This window comes from Enterococcus malodoratus, from assembly GCF_027659535.1.
GTDB lineage: Bacteria > Bacillota > Bacilli > Lactobacillales > Enterococcaceae > Enterococcus_A > Enterococcus_A malodoratus.
The window spans coordinates 162,851-181,685 of sequence record NZ_JAQDPG010000010.1 but is presented as its reverse complement, the minus strand read 5'-3'; the positions used below and the strand labels follow the sequence as shown (position 1 = coordinate 181,685).

At 42.6% G+C, this 18,835-nt stretch carries 13 protein-coding genes, 7 tRNA genes, 1 riboswitch and 1 other annotated feature; of the genes, 15 read left to right on the top strand and 5 right to left on the bottom strand.

The features are described 5' to 3' along the window. The first annotated feature begins 15 nt into the window (after window positions 1-15). From PGP85_RS16435 to PGP85_RS16390, 10 genes are all read left to right on the top strand, one after another. Window positions 16-89 (top strand) — tRNA-Met (locus PGP85_RS16435). A 17-nt stretch (window positions 90-106) separates the two neighbouring features. Beyond that, a tRNA-Asp gene (locus tag PGP85_RS16430) sits at window positions 107-179 on the top strand. 5 nt (window positions 180-184) lie between these two features. After that, window positions 185-257, top strand: a tRNA-Phe gene (locus tag PGP85_RS16425). A 9-nt stretch (window positions 258-266) separates the two neighbouring features. Continuing rightward, a tRNA-Gly gene (locus PGP85_RS16420) sits at window positions 267-337 on the top strand. Window positions 338-358: 21 nt separating this feature from the next. Continuing rightward, window positions 359-432, top strand: a tRNA-Ile gene (locus PGP85_RS16415). A 23-nt stretch (window positions 433-455) separates the two neighbouring features. After that, window positions 456-543 (top strand) — tRNA-Ser (locus PGP85_RS16410). Window positions 544-558: 15 nt separating this feature from the next. Beyond that, a tRNA-Glu gene (locus tag PGP85_RS16405) sits at window positions 559-630 on the top strand. Between the two features lie 112 nt (window positions 631-742). Continuing rightward, a riboswitch (SMK box riboswitch) is annotated at window positions 743-826 on the top strand. Then, window positions 824-2,014 (top strand): methionine adenosyltransferase, encoded by a 1,191-nt coding sequence (gene metK, locus PGP85_RS16400; protein ID WP_270328473.1) that lies wholly within the window; start codon window positions 824-826, stop codon window positions 2,012-2,014. It overlaps the preceding riboswitch by 3 nt. Before the next feature lie 134 nt (window positions 2,015-2,148). Then, the gene (locus PGP85_RS16395) at window positions 2,149-3,627 is read left to right on the top strand and encodes an MDR family MFS transporter (protein ID WP_270328472.1); all 1,479 of its coding nucleotides are present in this window, start codon (window positions 2,149-2,151) and stop codon (window positions 3,625-3,627) included. Window positions 3,628-3,649: 22 nt separating this feature from the next. After that, the gene (locus PGP85_RS16390; RefSeq protein WP_270328471.1) at window positions 3,650-4,438 is read left to right on the top strand and encodes an alpha/beta hydrolase; all 789 of its coding nucleotides are present in this window, start codon (window positions 3,650-3,652) and stop codon (window positions 4,436-4,438) included. A gap of 55 nt (window positions 4,439-4,493) precedes the next feature. Here the strand turns inward: PGP85_RS16390 and PGP85_RS16385 are convergent, their stop codons facing one another. The 3 genes from PGP85_RS16385 to PGP85_RS16375 are packed head-to-tail and all read right to left on the bottom strand — an operon-like array spanning window position 4,494 to window position 6,669. Further along, on the bottom strand, window positions 4,494-5,057 hold the full coding sequence (locus PGP85_RS16385; protein WP_010741082.1) for a class I SAM-dependent methyltransferase: 564 nt from the start codon (window positions 5,055-5,057) through the stop codon (window positions 4,494-4,496). Continuing rightward, the gene (locus PGP85_RS16380) at window positions 5,032-6,012 is read right to left on the bottom strand and encodes a TIGR01212 family radical SAM protein (RefSeq protein ID WP_090406807.1); all 981 of its coding nucleotides are present in this window, start codon (window positions 6,010-6,012) and stop codon (window positions 5,032-5,034) included. Before PGP85_RS16380 ends, PGP85_RS16385 begins: the two co-directional genes overlap by 26 nt. Then, the gene (locus tag PGP85_RS16375; RefSeq protein WP_270328469.1) at window positions 6,013-6,669 is read right to left on the bottom strand and encodes a phosphatase PAP2 family protein; all 657 of its coding nucleotides are present in this window, start codon (window positions 6,667-6,669) and stop codon (window positions 6,013-6,015) included. 137 nt (window positions 6,670-6,806) lie between these two features. Beyond that, window positions 6,807-6,998: a binding site (T-box leader), on the top strand. Between the two features lie 119 nt (window positions 6,999-7,117). Between PGP85_RS16375 and leuS the strand changes: the two genes are divergently transcribed. Both leuS and PGP85_RS16365 read left to right on the top strand, forming a co-directional pair. Further along, window positions 7,118-9,631, top strand: coding sequence for a leucine--tRNA ligase (gene leuS / locus PGP85_RS16370; protein WP_090406813.1), 2,514 nt, complete (start codon window positions 7,118-7,120; stop codon window positions 9,629-9,631). 142 nt (window positions 9,632-9,773) lie between these two features. After that, entirely contained in the window at window positions 9,774-10,685 is a 912-nt protein-coding gene (locus tag PGP85_RS16365; RefSeq protein WP_270328467.1) for an NAD(P)H-dependent flavin oxidoreductase, read from the top strand. Window positions 10,686-10,725: 40 nt separating this feature from the next. On the opposite strand, the gene PGP85_RS16360 is transcribed toward PGP85_RS16365, so the two are convergent. Then, window positions 10,726-12,222 carry a UDP-N-acetylmuramoyl-L-alanyl-D-glutamate--L-lysine ligase gene (locus PGP85_RS16360; protein WP_270328466.1) on the bottom strand — a complete coding sequence of 499 codons (1,497 nt, stop codon included), beginning with the start codon at window positions 12,220-12,222 and terminating at the stop codon, window positions 10,726-10,728. 128 nt (window positions 12,223-12,350) lie between these two features. Here PGP85_RS16360 and PGP85_RS16355 point away from each other — a divergent pair, with 128 nt between their 5' ends. Continuing rightward, the gene (locus PGP85_RS16355; RefSeq protein ID WP_270328465.1) at window positions 12,351-13,994 is read left to right on the top strand and encodes a putative polysaccharide biosynthesis protein; all 1,644 of its coding nucleotides are present in this window, start codon (window positions 12,351-12,353) and stop codon (window positions 13,992-13,994) included. 408 nt (window positions 13,995-14,402) lie between these two features. Next, the gene (gene apf, locus PGP85_RS16350; RefSeq protein WP_090406824.1) at window positions 14,403-15,047 is read left to right on the top strand and encodes an aggregation-promoting factor; all 645 of its coding nucleotides are present in this window, start codon (window positions 14,403-14,405) and stop codon (window positions 15,045-15,047) included. Between the two features lie 465 nt (window positions 15,048-15,512). On the opposite strand, the gene PGP85_RS16345 is transcribed toward apf, so the two are convergent. Then, on the bottom strand, window positions 15,513-16,364 hold the full coding sequence (locus tag PGP85_RS16345) for an RluA family pseudouridine synthase (RefSeq protein ID WP_270328464.1): 852 nt from the start codon (window positions 16,362-16,364) through the stop codon (window positions 15,513-15,515). Window positions 16,365-16,615: 251 nt separating this feature from the next. Between PGP85_RS16345 and PGP85_RS16340 the strand changes: the two genes are divergently transcribed. Then, window positions 16,616-18,817: a PBP1A family penicillin-binding protein gene (locus PGP85_RS16340; protein ID WP_232089400.1), complete on the top strand. Its 2,202-nt coding sequence runs from the start codon at window positions 16,616-16,618 to the stop codon at window positions 18,815-18,817. The last annotated feature ends 18 nt before the right edge of the window (window positions 18,818-18,835 follow it).

Sequence of the window (18,835 nt, the reverse complement as noted above, 5' to 3'; positions counted from 1 at the left end):
TTTTAATACTATTATCGCGGGATGGAGCAGTCTGGTAGCTCGTCGGGCTCATAACCCGAAGGTCGTAGGTTCAAATCCTGCTCCCGCAATTAAAACTAAAAAATACGGTTCCGTGGTGTAGGGGTTAACATGCCTGCCTGTCACGCAGGAGATCGCGGGTTCAAATCCCGTCGGGACCGCTTCTGGCTCGGTAGCTCAGTTGGTAGAGCAATGGATTGAAGCTCCATGTGTCGGCAGTTCGATTCTGTCCCGCGCCATCAATAGTTGCGGGTGTAGTTTAGTGGTAAAACCACAGCCTTCCAAGCTGTTGTCGCGAGTTCGATTCTCGTCACCCGCTTCTTTTAGTTTTTTTTATGAAGGGCCTATAGCTCAGCTGGTTAGAGCGCACGCCTGATAAGCGTGAGGTCGATGGTTCGAGTCCATTTAGGCCCATTAAAAAATCTTTTTGGTTTTTTGGGGAAGTACTCAAGTGGCTGAAGAGGCGCCCCTGCTAAGGGTGTAGGTCGGGAAACCGGCGCGAGGGTTCAAATCCCTCCTTCTCCGTTTTTTTATTATTATGGCCCGTTGGTCAAGCGGTTAAGACACCGCCCTTTCACGGCGGTAACACGGGTTCGAGTCCCGTACGGGTCATCCTGAGACGTTTTCGAACGTCTCTTTTTTTGTGTAGAAAAGACTTTTTTGTAAGTTTTCAGATTTATTGATGGTTTTGTTAGTGACAGACGCTATTTTTCTGTTATAATCGAGTCGTTGCAAGTTCCCGATAGGCTCTGGAAAAGCTCAGAGATTCCTTGTAACCGAATAAAAATTAGGGGGAATATTTATAATGGAAGAACGTCGTTTATTTACATCTGAATCTGTTTCAGAAGGACATCCGGATAAGGTTGCTGACCAAATCAGTGACGCGATTTTGGATGCGATTTTAGAAAAGGATCCAAAAGCCAGGGTTGCGTGTGAAACATCCGTAACAACTGGACTTGTTTTAGTTTTTGGGGAAATCTCTACTTCGGCGTATGTAGATATCCAAAAAGTTGTACGCGAAACAATCAAACGCATTGGCTATACAGAGTCAAAATTTGGGTTTGATGGAGACAATGTTGCTGTTTTAGTGGCGATTGATGAGCAATCAGCTGACATTGCACAAGGTGTGGATGATGCGCTGGAAACTCGTGGAAAAGAAGAGTTGCTAGATGATATCGGTGCTGGGGACCAAGGGCTTATGTTTGGTTTTGCAGTGAATGAAACACCTGAATTAATGCCTTTGCCTATCTCGTTGAGCCATCATTTGGTAAAACGCTTGGCCGATTTGCGTAAATCAGGCGAAGTGGCTTATTTTGGTCCAGATGCGAAATCTCAAGTAACGGTTGAATACGATGAAAATGGTAAACCTTTACGTGTAGATACAGTTGTTATCAGTACACAGCATAATGACCAAGTGGACAACGAAACCATCCAAAAAGACGTTATGGAAAAGGTAATCAAGCATGAAATACCGGCTGAATTACTTGATGAGAAAACAAAATACTTCATCAATCCAACTGGACGTTTTGTTATCGGCGGACCTCAAGGAGATGCTGGTTTAACTGGACGTAAAATTATCGTTGATACTTACGGTGGTTATTCACGTCATGGTGGTGGTGCTTTCTCTGGAAAGGACGCAACGAAAGTTGACCGTTCGGCTTCATATGCGGCTCGTTATATTGCCAAGAATATTGTTGCTGCTGGTCTAGCTGATAAAGTTGAAGTACAACTTGCTTACGCGATTGGTGTGGCTCAACCTGTTTCCATTTCTGTGAATACCTTTGGTACATCGAAAGTTTCCGAGAGTGCTTTGATCAGTGCCATTCGCGAGAACTTTGATCTACGTCCAGCAGGAATCATCGAAATGCTTGATTTATTACGTCCTATTTACAGTGATACAGCTGCTTATGGTCATTTTGGCCGAACAGATGTAGATCTACCTTGGGAACATATCGATAAAGTAGATGCGTTGAAAAAGAGTTTGAATTTAGCATAAATCGTACAGACATAAGTAGTTTATGGAGTTCACGAGGCGGTTTCTATTGGTCCTAGATCGATGGAGCCGTCTTTTTTGCGGACTCTGCCAATTAAATAGAAGATTGGAAAATCAATACAAATTTGGAGGGGAAAATGGGAAGAAAAACGAATGTGAAGGTTGTGACAGTGGGGATTTTTATCGCGACGTTTATGTCAGCGATTGAAGGAACAATCGTGACGACTGCCATGCCGACCATTGTTGGTAGCTTGCATGGTATCGAAATTATGAATTGGGTCTTTTCAATTTATTTATTGACCAATGCTATGATCACACCGATTTATGGGAAGTTAGCTGATAAGATTGGAAGAAAACCGATTTTTATTGTTGGGATTCTATTGTTTGTAGTAGGGTCGGCCTTGTGCGGAATGTCTAATGAAATGATGACGTTGATCATTGCTCGCGGAATTCAAGGAATCGGTGCCGGGGCAATTATGCCGGTATCATTAACGATTATTGCGGATCTGTATGATATTGAAAAACGCGCTAAAGTTTTGGGATTGACGAGTGCGGCATGGGGCGTTGCTAGTGTTTTTGGCCCACTGGCGGGCGGATTGATTGTTGATACGATTGGTTGGCATTGGATTTTCTTTATCAATGTACCGATTGGATTGGGATTGATTGGTTTGTTGCAGTATTTCTTTATTGAAGAGAAAAAGGTTCGTCAAGCGAAGAAAATGGATATTTTCGGTTGTTTGTTTTTAATGTCAACGTTAGTAAGTTTATTGTTAGGCTTCCAATTGTTGGGTGATGAAGGAGTATCGTTACCTGTTGCGGCCTTATTCATTTTAAGTATTCTTTCATTGATGTTGTTTATTCGCACGGAAAAGCGTGCGGATGATCCTGTGATCAATCTAAAATTATTCGGCAATCAAATCTTTGCCAGTGTGAACGTAGTCGCAGCTCTGATCAGTGGTTTTTTGATGGGATTAGATGTGTACATTCCTATGTGGATGCAGGGAGTGTTGGGAAAACCGGCGGGACTCGGCGGGTTAGTGTTAGCACCGATGTCGATCGTTTGGATGTACGGATCCTTTCTATCAGGTCAATTATTACGCAAGTATTCGGCAAAATGGATCATTATTATTGGGCTGATCATTATTTTAGCTGGCGGTGGAACATTGCTGGCACTGCCGCAACAAAGTCCTTTCTGGCTGTTTTTCATTATTATGGGCGTCTTAGGTATTGGTTACGGACTGTCTGTCACGACAACGACAGTCGAGGCTCAAGCCAGCGTACCGAAAGAGGAAATCGGTGTAGCAACTTCATTCAATACTTTGTCTCGTACGATTGGTCAAACGGTCATGGTCTCAGTTTTTGGGATTATTTTGAATGTCGCAAATGGACGGCAATTAGTTAAGGCTGGAATTACTGATCTGGATATTATGAATCGACTGATCAATCCCCATACTGCTTTGCAAATTGAAGCTGGTTTGCGCGCTGAGTTGCGAAAAATTCTCTTTGACAGTTTGCATTGGGTCTATTTTGCAGGCTTGCTGTTAATCATTTTCGCGTTAGTATTCAGCTTTATGGTTGGCAAACAAGCGAGAAGTGTTAAACTAAACGAAGAATAATAGAACTGGGGGATCTAGTTGAATGGCTTTTTTACAAGTAAATGTATATTCGAATGTTTTGCAGATGGAAGTAGCGATGAACGTACTTTTGCCGCAAACGACTTACAAAAAAATAGGAACTGAAACTATTGGTGTAACGGAAGACGTACCTGTCTTGTATTTGTTACATGGTATGGGCGGGAATCACAGCGTATGGGAACGCCGGACATCGATCGAACGTTATGTGGCCGAGTATCAAATGGCCGTTGTAATGCCTTCGACGGATCTTGGTTTTTACACGGATACGACTTATGATATGAACTATTGGACGTTTGTCTCGGAGGAATTACCGACGATTGTTCACGAGCTTTTCCCACAAATCACTCACAAACGTGAAAAAACTTTTGCGGCGGGTTTATCCATGGGCGGTTACGGAGCATTGAAGTTAGGCTTAGCCAAGCCGGAAAATTTTGCCGCAGTTGCTTCCCTTTCTGGAGCAGTGGTCTTAGCGGATGTGGAAAGTTTATTATTGGTCCGCAACGAGGCGTATTGGCAAGGAATTTTTGGTCCATTAGATCAACTCCAAGGATCGGAGAATGATCCGCTGTATTTACTAGATAAGCTAGCAGCGAGCAATGAGCCGGCACCACGGTTCTTCTTAGCTTGTGGGACGGAAGATGATTTGTATCCGGCCAGTCAATATATGGCTCATAAAATGGAACAAAAAAAGTTTGATGTGACCTTTGAAGAAGGTCCAGGAAAACATGATTGGGTATTTTGGGATGCGTGGATCAAGCGCGTATTGGAATGGTTCAATGAAAAGAGCGACTGATCATCAGCCGCTCTTTTTTTGTATCTATATAACCAAAGTAGTACGATTGAATGCCTTAATGATTCAGGGCTTCCACGCACAATAAAATTGGTGGGTTATTTTTCTGGTTGATGAATTGATAATTTAGCACACTGAATTTTTCTTGCGGCAAGTTTTGGCAAAAATTCAGAACCTCATTTTTTTCGGTTTCGCCGCCCTCATGACCATAATAAATGACAACAATCATGCGTCCGCCGACGCTCAAGCGTTTCAAGATGGCAGTCATGGCTTGTTTGGTCGTTTCAGGTAAGGTGACGATCTGCTTGTCACTTTTGGGTAAGTATCCGAGATTAAAAATCGCAGCGCGAATTGGTTGATCGCTCGCGATTTTTTCTTCGATCGTTTCATGTCCTGCGAGAAAAAGGGTGGAACGATCAGTGTAGTCTGCTAATTTTTTGCGAGTATTTTCAACAGCCTGCTCTTGGATATCAAAGGCATAGACATGTCCAGTTGAACCGACCAATTCAGCTAAAAAAAGTGTGTCGTTGCCATTTCCCATGGTAGCGTCGATCACATGGTCGCCTTCAGAGACGATTTCTTTTAGTAGTTGGTGGCTAAAGCGTAATGCCGGTAGCAGCATGACCAAATTCCTTTCTTAAAGCAAATTTCCCCTGATAGGAGTCGCGACGAATCAATTCTTGATCAATTGCGTTTAAAACTTCCCATTTTTTTAGGCTCCACATTGGACCAATCAATGAATCCCACGGTGCGTCGCCAGTTAGACGATGAATGATAATATCTTGCGGAATCATTTCTAATTGATCGCAAATAACAGAAACGTAATCGTCTTTGCTCATTAATTGCAAACGCCCTTCGGCATAATCCCGCAGCATCTTTGTGTTGCGCATCAAATGCAGCAGGTGCAGCTTGATCCCTTGCACGTCGGAATCCAAAATTGTCCGGCGAACATTTTCCCGCATCATTTCTAACGATTCACCGGGGAGACCGTTGATTAAATGTGTGCAGACATTGATATTGTGTTTGCGCAGCCGCGCTACAGCATCAACATAAGTTGGATAATCATGTGCGCGGTTGATTTTATCACTGGTTGATTCATAGGTAGTTTGTAAACCCAGCTCGACCCACAAATAGAGCCGTTGATTGAGTTCAGCTAAATATTCCACGACTTCCGGCGGCAGACAATCGGGACGTGTACCAACGGATAATCCGACGACACCAGGCAAGTTGACGACCTGCTCGAAACGTTCGCGAATCACTTCTACGGGAGCATGGGTATTGGTAAAGTTTTGGAAATAAACGATGTATTGATCAACATGGGGCCATTTCTGGTGCATCATGTCGATTTCCTTATGGAATTGCTGCGGCAAAGGGTCGCTGGGCGCCACGATCATATCACCAGAACCAGAAACACTGCAAAAAGTACAGCCGCCGTGAGCAACGGTGCCGTCACGGTTAGGGCAATCAAAACCGCCATCGACGGGAACTTTAAAAATTTTCCCGCCGAATTGCTGACGCAATGCGTAATTCCATGAATGGTAGCGTTTGGTATCATCATCACTGTATTGAAAAGTCATTTATTTTCTCCTAATCATTTTTAGATCATAAGCCAATTTTTTCTGTTTATAGTAGGGATAAGTAAAGAACAGCCAACTACTGCCAAACAGCATTCCGCCAAGCACATCACTGGGGTAATGAACACCGAGATAGATGCGGCTGATTACGATACTTACGATCAAGAGCCCTACCACGATTTGGGCGGTCAAACGCGGCGTTTTTTCTTTGAAAAATAGTCCCATAACAAAAATCAATGTGCCAAATAATAGCGTGCTGGCGGTCGAATGGCCGCTGGGAAAACTAAAACTGTGCTCAGTTACCATATGAGGCAAGATGGTTGGGCGGGCGCGCTGAAAGAATATTTTCAATAAATGATTACCGGCGCCGCTGACGAGTGCCATGCTGAGCGCCAACCAAAGCGCCGTGATTTTTTGCTTGTTAAAATAAAATAAACCGACAAAAACAAAGGACAGAAGAACGACAGTGATTGGGTTCGCAAATTTTGTTACCCATAAAAAGTAGCCATTCATCTGTGGGTATAGCTGGTGAACGGCATGAATGATTCCTCGATCAAAGCCGACTAAGGTTTCTGGATAAAACCGGATAATGTAACACAGTGCCGCAAAAAATAGCAAAGTGAAGCTGCCGATTAATTGGTAGATGGGTTTATTTTTCATTGTTTTTATGAATCATCCTTTCTAAACAGAAGTATTATATCATGTTTCATCTGCTGGACAATTTTTTTCAAAGCTTTCTTAAGGGGAATTCAATTGAATTCTATTTTGGAATCTGCTAAGATGAAACTACTTTGAATATTATTGCCCGGAAGAGGAGTAGTAGAAACGAACGCATCTCAGAGAGCGCACGGTGCTGAAAGTGTGCATGCGGAACATTCGAACTTACCTTGGAGCATGATCAATCGATCCGGTTAAGGACCGTTACATCCTTTGAGGTCTGTCATGTGGCAGATGAAAATAGGTGGTACCACGTTATTAACGTCCTATGAAAGTTTTTAGAGCTTTCGTAGGGCTTTTTTTCTTACCAACAGGCTTTTAGTTTCAATTTAATCACTTCGGCTATATTATTATTGTAAACAAAATAAGTTCATATATTAGGAGGAGCAACATGAGTTACGATCACAAAGAGATTGAGAAAAAATGGCAAAAATATTGGGCAAAACATCATGTATTCAATACCCAAGATGATCCTGAAAAACCAAAATTTTATGCTTTAGATATGTTTCCTTACCCATCTGGACAAGGGTTGCACGTTGGTCACCCGGAAGGCTACACTGCGACGGATGTGATTTCACGGATGAAACGAGCACAAGGATACAATGTTTTGCATCCGATGGGCTGGGACGCGTTTGGTCTGCCAGCGGAACAATATGCCTTGGATACTGGGAATGATCCAGCGGAATTTACGAAAAAAAATATTGAAACATTCAAACGCCAAATCAACTCATTAGGGTTCAGCTATGACTGGAATCGTGAGTTAAATACGACAGATCCGGACTATTACAAATGGACCCAATGGATCTTTGAACAAATGTATGAAAAAGGGTTGGCTTATGAAGCAGAAGTTCCGGTTAACTGGGTACCAGAACTTGGAACAGTTATTTCTAATGAAGAAGTGATTGATGGCAAGAGTGAACGCGGCGGGTATGATGTTGTTCGCAAACCAATGCGTCAATGGATGCTGAAAATTACTGCTTATGCGGATCGTTTATTGGATGATCTAGAAACGGTTGATTGGCCTGAAAGCATCAAAGAAATGCAGCGCAACTGGATCGGCCGTTCGATCGGTGCGAATGTCAGCTTCAAGATTGAAGGCAGCGAAGAAACATTCACTGTTTTCACTACACGACCTGATACCTTATTTGGTGCTACTTATGCTGTTTTGGCGCCAGAGCTGGAATTGGTTCAAAAAATTACGACGGCTGCGCAAAAAGCAGCGGTAGATGCCTACATTGATGAAGCATCGAAAAAATCAGAATTGAATCGGACAGATCTAGCGAAAGAAAAAACCGGTGTTTTCACCGGTGCTTACGCGATCAATCCGGTCAACGGTGAGAAAATGCCAATCTGGATCGGGGACTACGTTCTAGCTTCATATGGAACCGGTGCGATCATGGCGGTTCCTGCTCATGATGAACGAGATTATGAATTTGCGAAAACGTTTGGTTTGCCGATCGTTCCGGTTCTTGAAGGCGGCGATGTAGAAAAAGAAGCCTTCACTGGCGATGGTCAGCACATCAACTCAGATTTCTTGGACGGTTTGAATAAACAAGATGCCATCGATAAAATGGTACCTTGGCTGGAAGAAAACGGCTATGGTAAAAAAGAAATTAGTTACCGTTTACGCGATTGGTTGTTCTCTCGCCAACGCTATTGGGGCGAACCGATCCCTGTGATTCATTGGGAAGATGGCACGACTGGTTTAGTACCTGATTACGAATTGCCATTGGAATTGCCGAAAACGAAAGATATCAAACCAAGCGGTACTGGCGAATCACCATTAGCCAATATCGAAGACTGGGTCAATGTCGTTGATCCGATTACAGGTAAAAAAGGTCGTCGTGAGACCAACACAATGCCGCAATGGGCCGGCAGCTCATGGTATTACTTGCGCTTTATCGATCCGCATAACAAAGAGGCTTTAGCTGATTATGATAAATTGAAACGCTGGATGCCGGTAGATCTTTACATTGGCGGAGCGGAACACGCAGTATTGCATCTATTGTATGTACGCTTCTGGCATAAATTCTTGTATGATATCGGTGTGGTGCCAACCAATGAGCCATTCCAAAAATTATACAATCAAGGAATGATTTTGGGTCAAAGCTTCCGTGATAGCCGTGGAGCACTTGTACCAACCAACATGGTAGAAAAACGTGATGGTAAATGGTTCAGCATTGAAACTGGTGAAGAATTAGAAGAAGCACCTGCCAAAATGAGTAAATCATTGAAGAACGTTGTAAACCCTGACGATGTGGTGGACAAATACGGTGCAGACACGCTGCGGATGTATGAAATGTTCATGGGTCCATTGGACGCTTCGATTGCTTGGAGCGAAAACGGTCTTGAAGGTTCGCGGAAATTCTTGGATCGTGTATGGCGCCTGATTGTCGATGAAGAAGGTAAAATGCGTGACCATATCACGACCTTTAACGATGGTTCATTGACGAAAGTCTACAATCAAACGGTTAAAAAAGTAACCGAAGACATGGAACATCTGCATTTGAATACCGCTATTTCTCAACTGATGGTCTTCATAAATGATGCGTATAAAGCAGAAGCATTAACTTATGAATATGTGGAGGGCTTTGTGCAATTACTAGCACCAATCGCGCCGCATATCGCCGAAGAACTTTGGGCGATCTTAGGACATGATGAAGACATTTCTTATGTTGCATGGCCAGTTTATGACGAAGAAGCCTTAGTTGAAAATGAAATTGAAGTAATCTTGCAAGTTAACGGCAAAGTGCGTTCAAAAGTTATGGTCGCTGTGGATCTAGCTAAAGACGAGCTGGAAAAACTTGCGATGGCTGATGAACATATTCAACGTAATATTGAAGGCAAGACAATCCGTAAAGTAATCGTTGTGCCAAATAAATTAGTCAATATTGTCGCTAATTAATAGTTAGAACTCCGCAAATTTTTGCGGGGTTCTTTTTTTGTGCGGGGGAATATCGAATATCGTGCTAGTTTTTTTCTTTAAATAGTAGCAAGCGCGCTATTCAAATATGCTAGGATGTAGAAAAAGGAAATGAGGAGATCTCATGGAAAAGATCACTGAACTGTTAGGGATTCAATATCCGATTTTTCAAGGAGCGATGGCTCATATAGCCCGCTATCCACTGGTCAGTGCGGTTTCTGAGGCAGGCGGATTAGGGATTATTGCGGCAGGAGGTTTAAGCGGAGAGGAATTGCGGGAACAAATTCGAGAGACTAAGAAACGTACAAAGAACCCTTTCGCTGTAAATTTGATGCTGCAGATGGAAAATATTTCGGAGCAGGTCGATGTGCTGATCGCCGAAGATATTAAGATCGTAACGACTGGCGCAGGGACACCAAAACCGTATATGGAAAGACTAAAGCAAGCTGGGATCAAAATATTTCCTGTGATTCCTTCAGTAAAAATAGCACAAAAAATGGAACAGTTGGGTGTGGACGGTGTGATCGCTGAGGGGATGGAAGCCGGCGGACACATTGGTGAAACAACGACCATGACATTAATACCGCAAGTCGCACAAGCTGTAAATATACCTGTGATTGCGGCCGGTGGTATCGGGGATGGACATGGAATGGCAGCCGCGTTTGCATTAGGCGCATGTGGTGTTCAGATGGGCACGGCTTTTCTAACAACAACAGAATGTCCGATCCACGAAAATTATAAACAGGCGATCCTACAAGCCAATGATACGGCGACCGTGGTTATTCATAAGGAAAAAGGCGGAGCGATTCGCGGATTAAGGAATGAACTATTGGAAGGTTATTCCAAAAATGAATCAGGGGAGGTCTTTTCTTTAGCAGCCTTGCAACGGGCGGCGGATGATGGCGATGTTCAGCAAGGCAGTGTTATGTCGGGCCAAATTGCAGGAATGCTAACGCAAGTGCGGCCAGTTAAAGAGCTGATTGAAGCAGTTTATGCTGAAGCAGAAGCTGTCAGTCAGAAGATAGTTTTAAGGTAAGGATTTTTGAAGATAAAAAAAAGACTAACGGGAGGTCCCGTTAGTCTTTAATAAATGTTTCGGCCAATTGATAGTCGCCTTCGTAGGGAAGGTCTTCACCGTTAACAGTCATATATTTGTCCGTCCCTTTGCCGGCCAAGATGATCGCATCTTTTGGTCCCGCTTGGTGAATGGCATCTTTGACTGCTTTTTTGCGATCAACTTCGAAAAGGACACGAACGTGATCGTTTTGGATTCCTTGCTGAATTTCAGCAGCGATTTTTTTCGGATCTTCGAAATTAGGATCATCACTTGTTAAAACGGCCACGTCGGCGTACTCACCGATCGCTTGGCCTAATCCTTCTCGGCGCGACTCTGCTTTGTTACCAGTCGAACCGGTGATCACAAGTAGTTCGCCGTCAGGGTGCTGTTCTTTGGCGAATGCCAGCAGTGATTTCATACTTAAATAATTATGAGCATAGTCGACATAGATGTGTGCGCCATTCGGCTTTAAGAGTAAATTCATCCGACCGGGCACCAATGCTTTGGCTAAACCTTGGCGACCAGCGGTTTGATTCGCACCAACTAAAGCACTAGCGATCAGAGCGGCTGCGGCATTTTCTTTATTGAAATCGCCAGCTAATAGAATTTCATAATCTCCATTTAAGTTGAAGCGATCTTTTGTGCTTGATAGCGCAAAGGCCAATGGATGTTCCAACGGTTTTACTTGATAATCAGCGGCTGCATTGCCGTATGTGATAACAGGAATCGCTTGTTTTTCCGCTAATTCGTTTAATAGATCAAAATGGTCAATTTCATGCTGCAAAATAACCTGACGAGAATTGGCAACTAATTGTCGTTTACAATAGAAGTAATCTTCAAAAGTCGGATGCTCGATCGGTCCAATATGGTCTGGCGAGATATTCAGAAAAATCCCTACATCAAAGGTTAAACCGTAAACCCGGGCCACTTTATATGCTTGGGAAGAAACCTCCATGACAAGGTGGGTCATGCCGTTGGCAACGGCCTCTGCCATCATCCGATACAAGTCTAGTGATTCCGGCGTCGTAAGTTTTGATTTGAAAAAAGTCACGCCATCTAGTGTTGTATTTAATGTAGATAAAAGTGCAGTCTTTTTATTTGTTGTGATATCTAGAATTTGTTTCGTGAAATAGGCAACGGTTGTTTTGCCTTTCGTTCCGGTGATTCCGATCAATTTCAATTTTTCTTGAGGATAATCGTAAAAGGCCATACTTAATACAGCCAAGGCTTTGCGAATGTCCGTGACAATGATCGCTAATTCTGCTGGAACTTCATACGGCTGCTCTGCGATGTAGCAGGTCAAGCCTTCTGCTAGGGCTTGTTCCAAGAAACGTTGTTGAAAATTATTGCCTTTACAGAAGAAAAGTGTGTCGGCATCGACCTCACGCGAGTCATAAGAAATTTTTTGAAAGTCCTTGTCAAAAGGAGCGGTCAACGTCCAACGCGTTGGCGTAATGAATTCTCTTAATAACTTTTCTTTTTCAAGGATCTGTTGGATTTGGGTAATTGTCAGCATATCGAGACCTCCAATATATAGTCTAGGCTATTATAGCATAGCTGATCGGTAGTAGAAAAAGTAAAGAGTGATTGTCAGAAGTGTGATTTAGCTTTACTATAAGGGTAACGATTTTGAAGGAGGAGACCATGAAAGAGACACAACCAAGTGATCTGACCTATCAAGAAAAAATGATTCAAGGTTCGGCATGGATGTCGATCGGAAGCATTTTTTCGCGACTGCTAGGTGCGATTTACATTATCCCGTGGTATGCCTGGATGGGAGAAAATGCTCGGACGGCTAACGGATTATTTAATATGGGGTACACATTTTACGCATTGTTCATGATGATCTCTACGGCGGGTTTGCCAGGCGCTATTGCTAAACAGATCGCCCGTTACAACTCAATGGGCGAGTATCGAACAAGTCAGCGCCTATTTATCAAAGCCTTGCAAGCGACAGCTATTTTAGGAATTTTCTTTGGTGGAGTGATGTTTCTAACGGCACCGTTGCTGGCCAGTCTATCCGGTGGTGGACGCGCTTTAATTCCAGTTATTCAAGCGTTAAGTATCGCGGTTGTGGCGTTTCCTTGTATGAGCGTTTTACGCGGATATTTTCAAGGGCAGCAGGATATGCGGCCTTCCGCAATCTCACAATTAGTGGAACAAGCGCTTCGAGTGCTGTATATGCTTATAAGTGTTTTCATTATTATGAAGGTTATGAAGGGCGATTATTTGAGCGCAGTGATCCAATCAACCTTCGCAGCTTCGGTCGGGATGATCGGTTCCTATGGTGTACTGCTATTTTATTGGTTTAAGGATCGCAAACGTAGTGATCATCAAATGGCCTACAGTTTAAATAAAGCAGCGCCAGCAATTGATACAAAAAAGCTATTATTTGAAACCGTCAGACAGGCGATTCCGTTTATTTTACTAGGGAGCGGTATTACCTTTTATAAATTGATTGATCAGGTCACTTTTATTCACACAATGGACGCTAATACAAATTATAGTCATGATCAGTTGGTTGATCTCTATGCGCTTTTCAGTGCGAATCCAGATAAATTGACGATGGTGGTAGTTGCATTAGGAACATCGCTCGCATTGACAAGCCTGCCAATGCTGACGGAGCTTTTTACTCAAAGGCGCAGACCCGAACTGGCTAAACTGGTAAACACAAATATCCAACTTTTTGCGTTTATTATGCTGCCAGCAGTTTTTGGCATGATTCTATTGGCCTACCCTTTGAATACTGTTTTTTATTCGGCCGATGTTTTAGGCAGTCGAGTTTTGATCGTTGCTTGTTGGTCAGGTCTGGTCTCCGCCTTATTCATGATGCTGTCCACGACTCTGCAAGGAGTATCACATAGTCGTATCGCGGTAAGGTATTTGCTAGCCGGTTTATTATTAAAGGCAGTGATTCAAATACCGCTGATTGAACTGCTAGAAGTTTATGGTCCTTTAGTGGCAACTTTCTTCGGTCTAAGTCTAACTTGCGGTCTTTGTTTATGGAAGCTGCGAAGAGTTGTTCGTGCAAACTACCAGCTGGCTCTCCGCCGCTGTGTATTAATTTTGATCTTAACACTAGTGATGCTGGTTGTAGCTGTAATTGTGCGGCAATTGAGTTATCTTGCGTTTGATCCTTCATCCCGTTTATCAGCTTTAGTGATCTGTTTATTGACGGCAGGTGTTGGCGGCGGTGTCTATTTCTACCTAAGTTTGAAGATTAGACTAGTAGATAAACTCGTAGGCCCACAGGCGGTGAAATGGCGGCGACGCCTGAGAATAAAATAAAGATACTTCTACTCTTTGATTGAGAGTGGAAGTATTTTTTTGTTATAAACCAACGTAAAAATTCAAATTCAATAGAAATTATTTGCAAAATAATTTAAAAAGAACAAGGGTATTCCTATCTTTTTCTTTACAAAAAGATTTCAATGTTTCTAAAAATAATTTTTGTAATACAAGACTAAAACAGTTACATTTGATTGAGTCCGCTTGTAGCAGGCTTTTTGCCGAATGAGAAAAATGTAATATATTTCAAAGTGACACACGAGCCGAGGTTTTGTTACATTGTTTCATGTTATTGTAATGAACTGTTACATTATTATTACCCATGAAATACAAAAGGATGGTAAAGTAACTCTCGTAGTCAAGAAGACAGAAGAAAAATACATAAGAAAATTTGGAGGAAGTTACATAATGAAATTAGGGAAAACATTTCTTTTTAGTACAGTATTAGCAGCAGGTGCAGGTTTAGCGATGGGAGCTACAGATGCACATGCATCAGAAACGTATACTGTTGAAGCGGGAGATACTTTATCAACAATCTCTCACAAGTTTGCAGGTAACGACAGCTTAGTAAACGCAATTGCAAAAGCAAATAAAATCTCTAACGTAAATATGATCTTTGCTGGTCAAGAATTAACAATTGATGGCGAAGCTAAAGCTGATGCAGCTCCTGCAAAAGAAGCAGCTCCAGCTCAAGAATCTGTTTCTGTTCAAGAATCAACACACGCAGAACCAGTTCAAGAAGCAGCACCAGTACAACAAACTCAAGCAGCTGCTCCAGTTCAACAACAAGCAGCACCTGTTCAAGAAACTGCTCCTGCAGCGACTGCAGCAACAACTTCTTCAGCTAAAGAATGGATTGCTCAACGCGAATCAGGCGGTTCTTACTCAGCAACAAACGGTCAATATATCGGACGTTACCAATTATCATCTTCTTACCTAAATGGTGATTACTCTGAAGCTAACCAAGAACGTGTAGCTGACCAATATGTAACTTCTCGTTATGGTTCATGGGAAGGCGCTCAAGCTTTCTGGCAATCAAACGGCTGGTACTAAGATTAAGCATAAATTCTAAGCCCAAGTCATTGCGACTTGGGCTTTTTTTGTCAGTTCAACTTTTCGTAGTTTGTTTATTTTGAATGAGTTGGATATTAACTATTCTTCCCCAATAAATAGACAAGCCGTTTAGTTGAATGATATGCGTAGCGACAGACAAAATCATTTTTCCGTTTTTGGGAAAAATGATTCCCTTAATAGGAGTTAGCTGCGAGTTCCACTTTACTCTTTAGAGTAATTAGTGGAATCGTATGTCAACGATGATAAAAATTTGATTCAAATGTTCCTATTAATGGAGTTGCCTGCACTTTTCGCAGTTTATTTTGAATGAGTTGGATCTTAACTATTTTTCCAAACTTAAATAGACAAGTCGTTTAGTTGAATGATATGCGTAACGACAGACAAAATCATTTTTCCATTTTTGGGAAAAATGATTACTTAAATAAAAGGTACTTCCTCAATAAATTACCACAATCCTGGAAGTGCTTGAACAGCTATTTCTTTATTCGTAAATGGATGCAGCAGGTGCAGTTCATAGGCATGCAGCATCAATCGACCCTTAGGATGCTTGCTATATAAAGGATCGCCAACTAATGGATGTCCAATACTGGCTAAGTGGACACGAATTTGATGGGTCCTGCCAGTATCTAATTGACAAAAGACCGCCGTTTGATTCGTTAAGTGTTTCGCGACTGTGACGTGGGTGATTGCGGGTTTGCCACCTTTAGGATCGATCCGTCGTTTTTTGCGATCATGCCGATCTCGGCCGATTTTTTTATTGATCGTTAAGTCTTGTTTTATGCTGCCATGAACGATTGCTTGATAGCGGCGATAAATTTGTTTTTGTTCTAATAGTCGACCTAAAATCGGCAGCACAAAAGGATTTTTAGCAAATAAAATCGCACCACTGGTCTCTTTGTCTAATCGATGGACGACGTGGGGCTGAAAATCAGGTGCTAAATATGCGGCTAAATGATTCAATAGAGTTCCTTGTTCATCTGGTTGGTTAGGATGGGTCTTCATGCCTTGAGGTTTGTTTACGATGATCAGATGCTGGTCTTCGTAAAGCACATCAACCAATCGTTTGTCTCCAAGCAAAATATTGCGTTTGGGATAATCGCCGTCTTCGATCATGACCGTGATTTGATCGCCCGGATGGACTAGCGCGTGAAAAGGACTGACCTCGCCATTAATCAAGATTCCTTTGCGAGTTCGAATAAAATGGCGCACCTTTCGCGGAACTAACCATTCTTGCCCTAAGAGGTCATTGACGGACATCTCGGCAGATTGATCGGGCAGATTCATAGTAAATTTCATTAAATTGCTCCTTCTTATTTTCTCGCTATTTGAGTATAGTCGGACTGATTTCTTTCATTTTTTACCTTAAATAAAGGATTCATCCGGCCTATTGTATCACTTTTAACGGATATTTAAGAAAAAAATCAGCTTTTCCTTGAGAAGCCATGCTAGAATATTTTCAAGTGTGTATCCGTCTCAAGCCCCAAGCTTTAAATAGGCGATCTGTGATACACTGTGTCTGAATTTTGTATAGAATGGAGATCAAAAAAATGGATTTTCAGGAAATTTGGCGCAAATTTAAAAGTGGTGCAAAAATTTTTTGGCAAAAGTTTCGCAGCGGCACAAAAACTTTTTGGCAATGGATCAAGCCCTACTTGATTCGTTTTCACCATTGGCGCAAACGTATTTGGAAAAAATATCATATCAATAAAATCTTGCTATTATTAACACTCGTGGGTGTTTTAGTGATGAGTGTCTATCTGTTTTTCTTAGCGAAATCAGTCAATGTGGAGACGCTGCAATCCAGCTTGAAACAATCGACGGTTATCTATGATGAAAAGAATGAACAAGCAGGAACCCTCTACGGACAAAAAGGGACCTATGTAGAAAGCGATCAAATTTCTCCGTATTTAAAAGATGCGGTAGTTTCTACGGAAGATCGTAATTTTTATAATCACCATGGGTTTGACATCAAAGGGATCGGACGGGCGGCTTTAGGTCTGGTAACCTCTGGTCATATTACCGGCGGGGGGAGTACCTTAACCCAGCAGTTGGCAAAAAATGCGTACTTGAGTCTTGACCAAACCCTAGAACGAAAAGCCAAAGAAATTTTTATGGCGATCGAGATAGAAAAGAAATATGACAAAGATCAAATTTTAACGATGTACCTAAACAATGCTTACTTCGGTAATGGTGTCTGGGGTGTTCAGGACGCAGCTAGAAAATATTTCGGTGTGGATGCCAATCAATTGAGTATCGGCGAAGCGGCGACTATTGTCGGGATGTTGAAAGGGCCAAGTATTTACAACCCAATCGATAATTTGGAAAATGCTGTAAATCGTCGAAATACGGTACTTTCGGTTATGGTCGAAAATGGCAAGCTGTCGAAAGAGCAAGAGGATCAAGAAAAGGCAGCTGATCTTGGTTCAGAACTAAATGACACGTACTCTTCAGCTGATGCAGGTTATCGTTACCCATCTTACTTTGATGCGGTGATTGATGAGGCTGTGGAGCGTTACGGACTGTCTGAGAAGGATCTACTGAATAAAGGGTATAAAATCTATACCTCATTGGATCAGGATTACCAGAAGCAAATGGAAGCCGTTTACGAAAACAATGCGAATTTCCCTGCCAATGCAGCAGATGGCGCGATGCCACAATCGGCTTCGGTCGCAATGGATCCAAAAACAGGTGGTGTCCAAGCATTGGTCGGACGACGCGGAGAGCATATTTTCCGCAGCTATAACTTTGCGACGCAAATGCAGCGCTCGCCAGGTTCCACAATGAAACCATTGAGTGTCTACTCGTCGGCATTAGAAGCAGGTTATAAACCCGACAGTGTTCTAAAAGATGAACCGCAGTCTTATTACAAAGCTAAAAACTATGATGGAACCTTCCAAGGGGAAGTACCGATGTATCAAGCGGTGGCACAAAGTTTGAACTTGCCGGCAGTGTGGCTGCTGCATGAGCTCGGTTTGAATAAAGGCTATAACAAAGCCGAAGAGTTTGGGATTCCATTGAGTAAATCGGATAAATATTACGGATTAGCTTTAGGTGGATTAGAAAAAGGAACTTCTCCAATGCAAATGGCAGCGGCTTACGGTGCTTTTGCGAATGAAGGAAAAATGTATCAGCCGCATTTGGTTACAAAGATCATCGATTCAACTGGTGCTGTGATCGAAGACAACAGTTCACCTAAATATGAACAAGTGATTTCAAAAGAAGTGGCAAATGAAATGACCAGCATGCTGTTAGGTACTTTTTCAAACGGAACCGCGGCGCAAGCGGCACCGGCTGGATTTACGGTTGCTGGTAAAACCGGAACGACCGAAACCAACTTTGATGCCAACAAGGTCAATGACCAGTGGATCATTGGATATACACCAAACATCGTAATCTCAACCTGGTTAGGCTTTGAAAAAGTTAGTGAGACCCACTATTTGAGCGGTACCAGCGGATCAGAAGTAGGACAGGTCTTCAAAGCCGAGGCTGAGTCGATTATGCCTTATGCTGGACAATACTCCTTTGAGGTAGCGGATGCTTATGCAACAGGCGGTAAAGTCGTGGCGGCTGATGAGGTCAATCAAGGAGCTCAAGATTCGGATCAAAGCAAATGGCGTGAAGAGCTGAAGGATATTGGCGGCAAAGCTAGCGAAGGAGCAGCCAATTTCTTTGAGAAGGCCAAAGAAGGCGCCAATAAATTGAAGGAAAAGGGCCAAGAATTGTGGCAGCAATATCAACCAGGAAATTAGGGTTTGAACCCGTTTCCA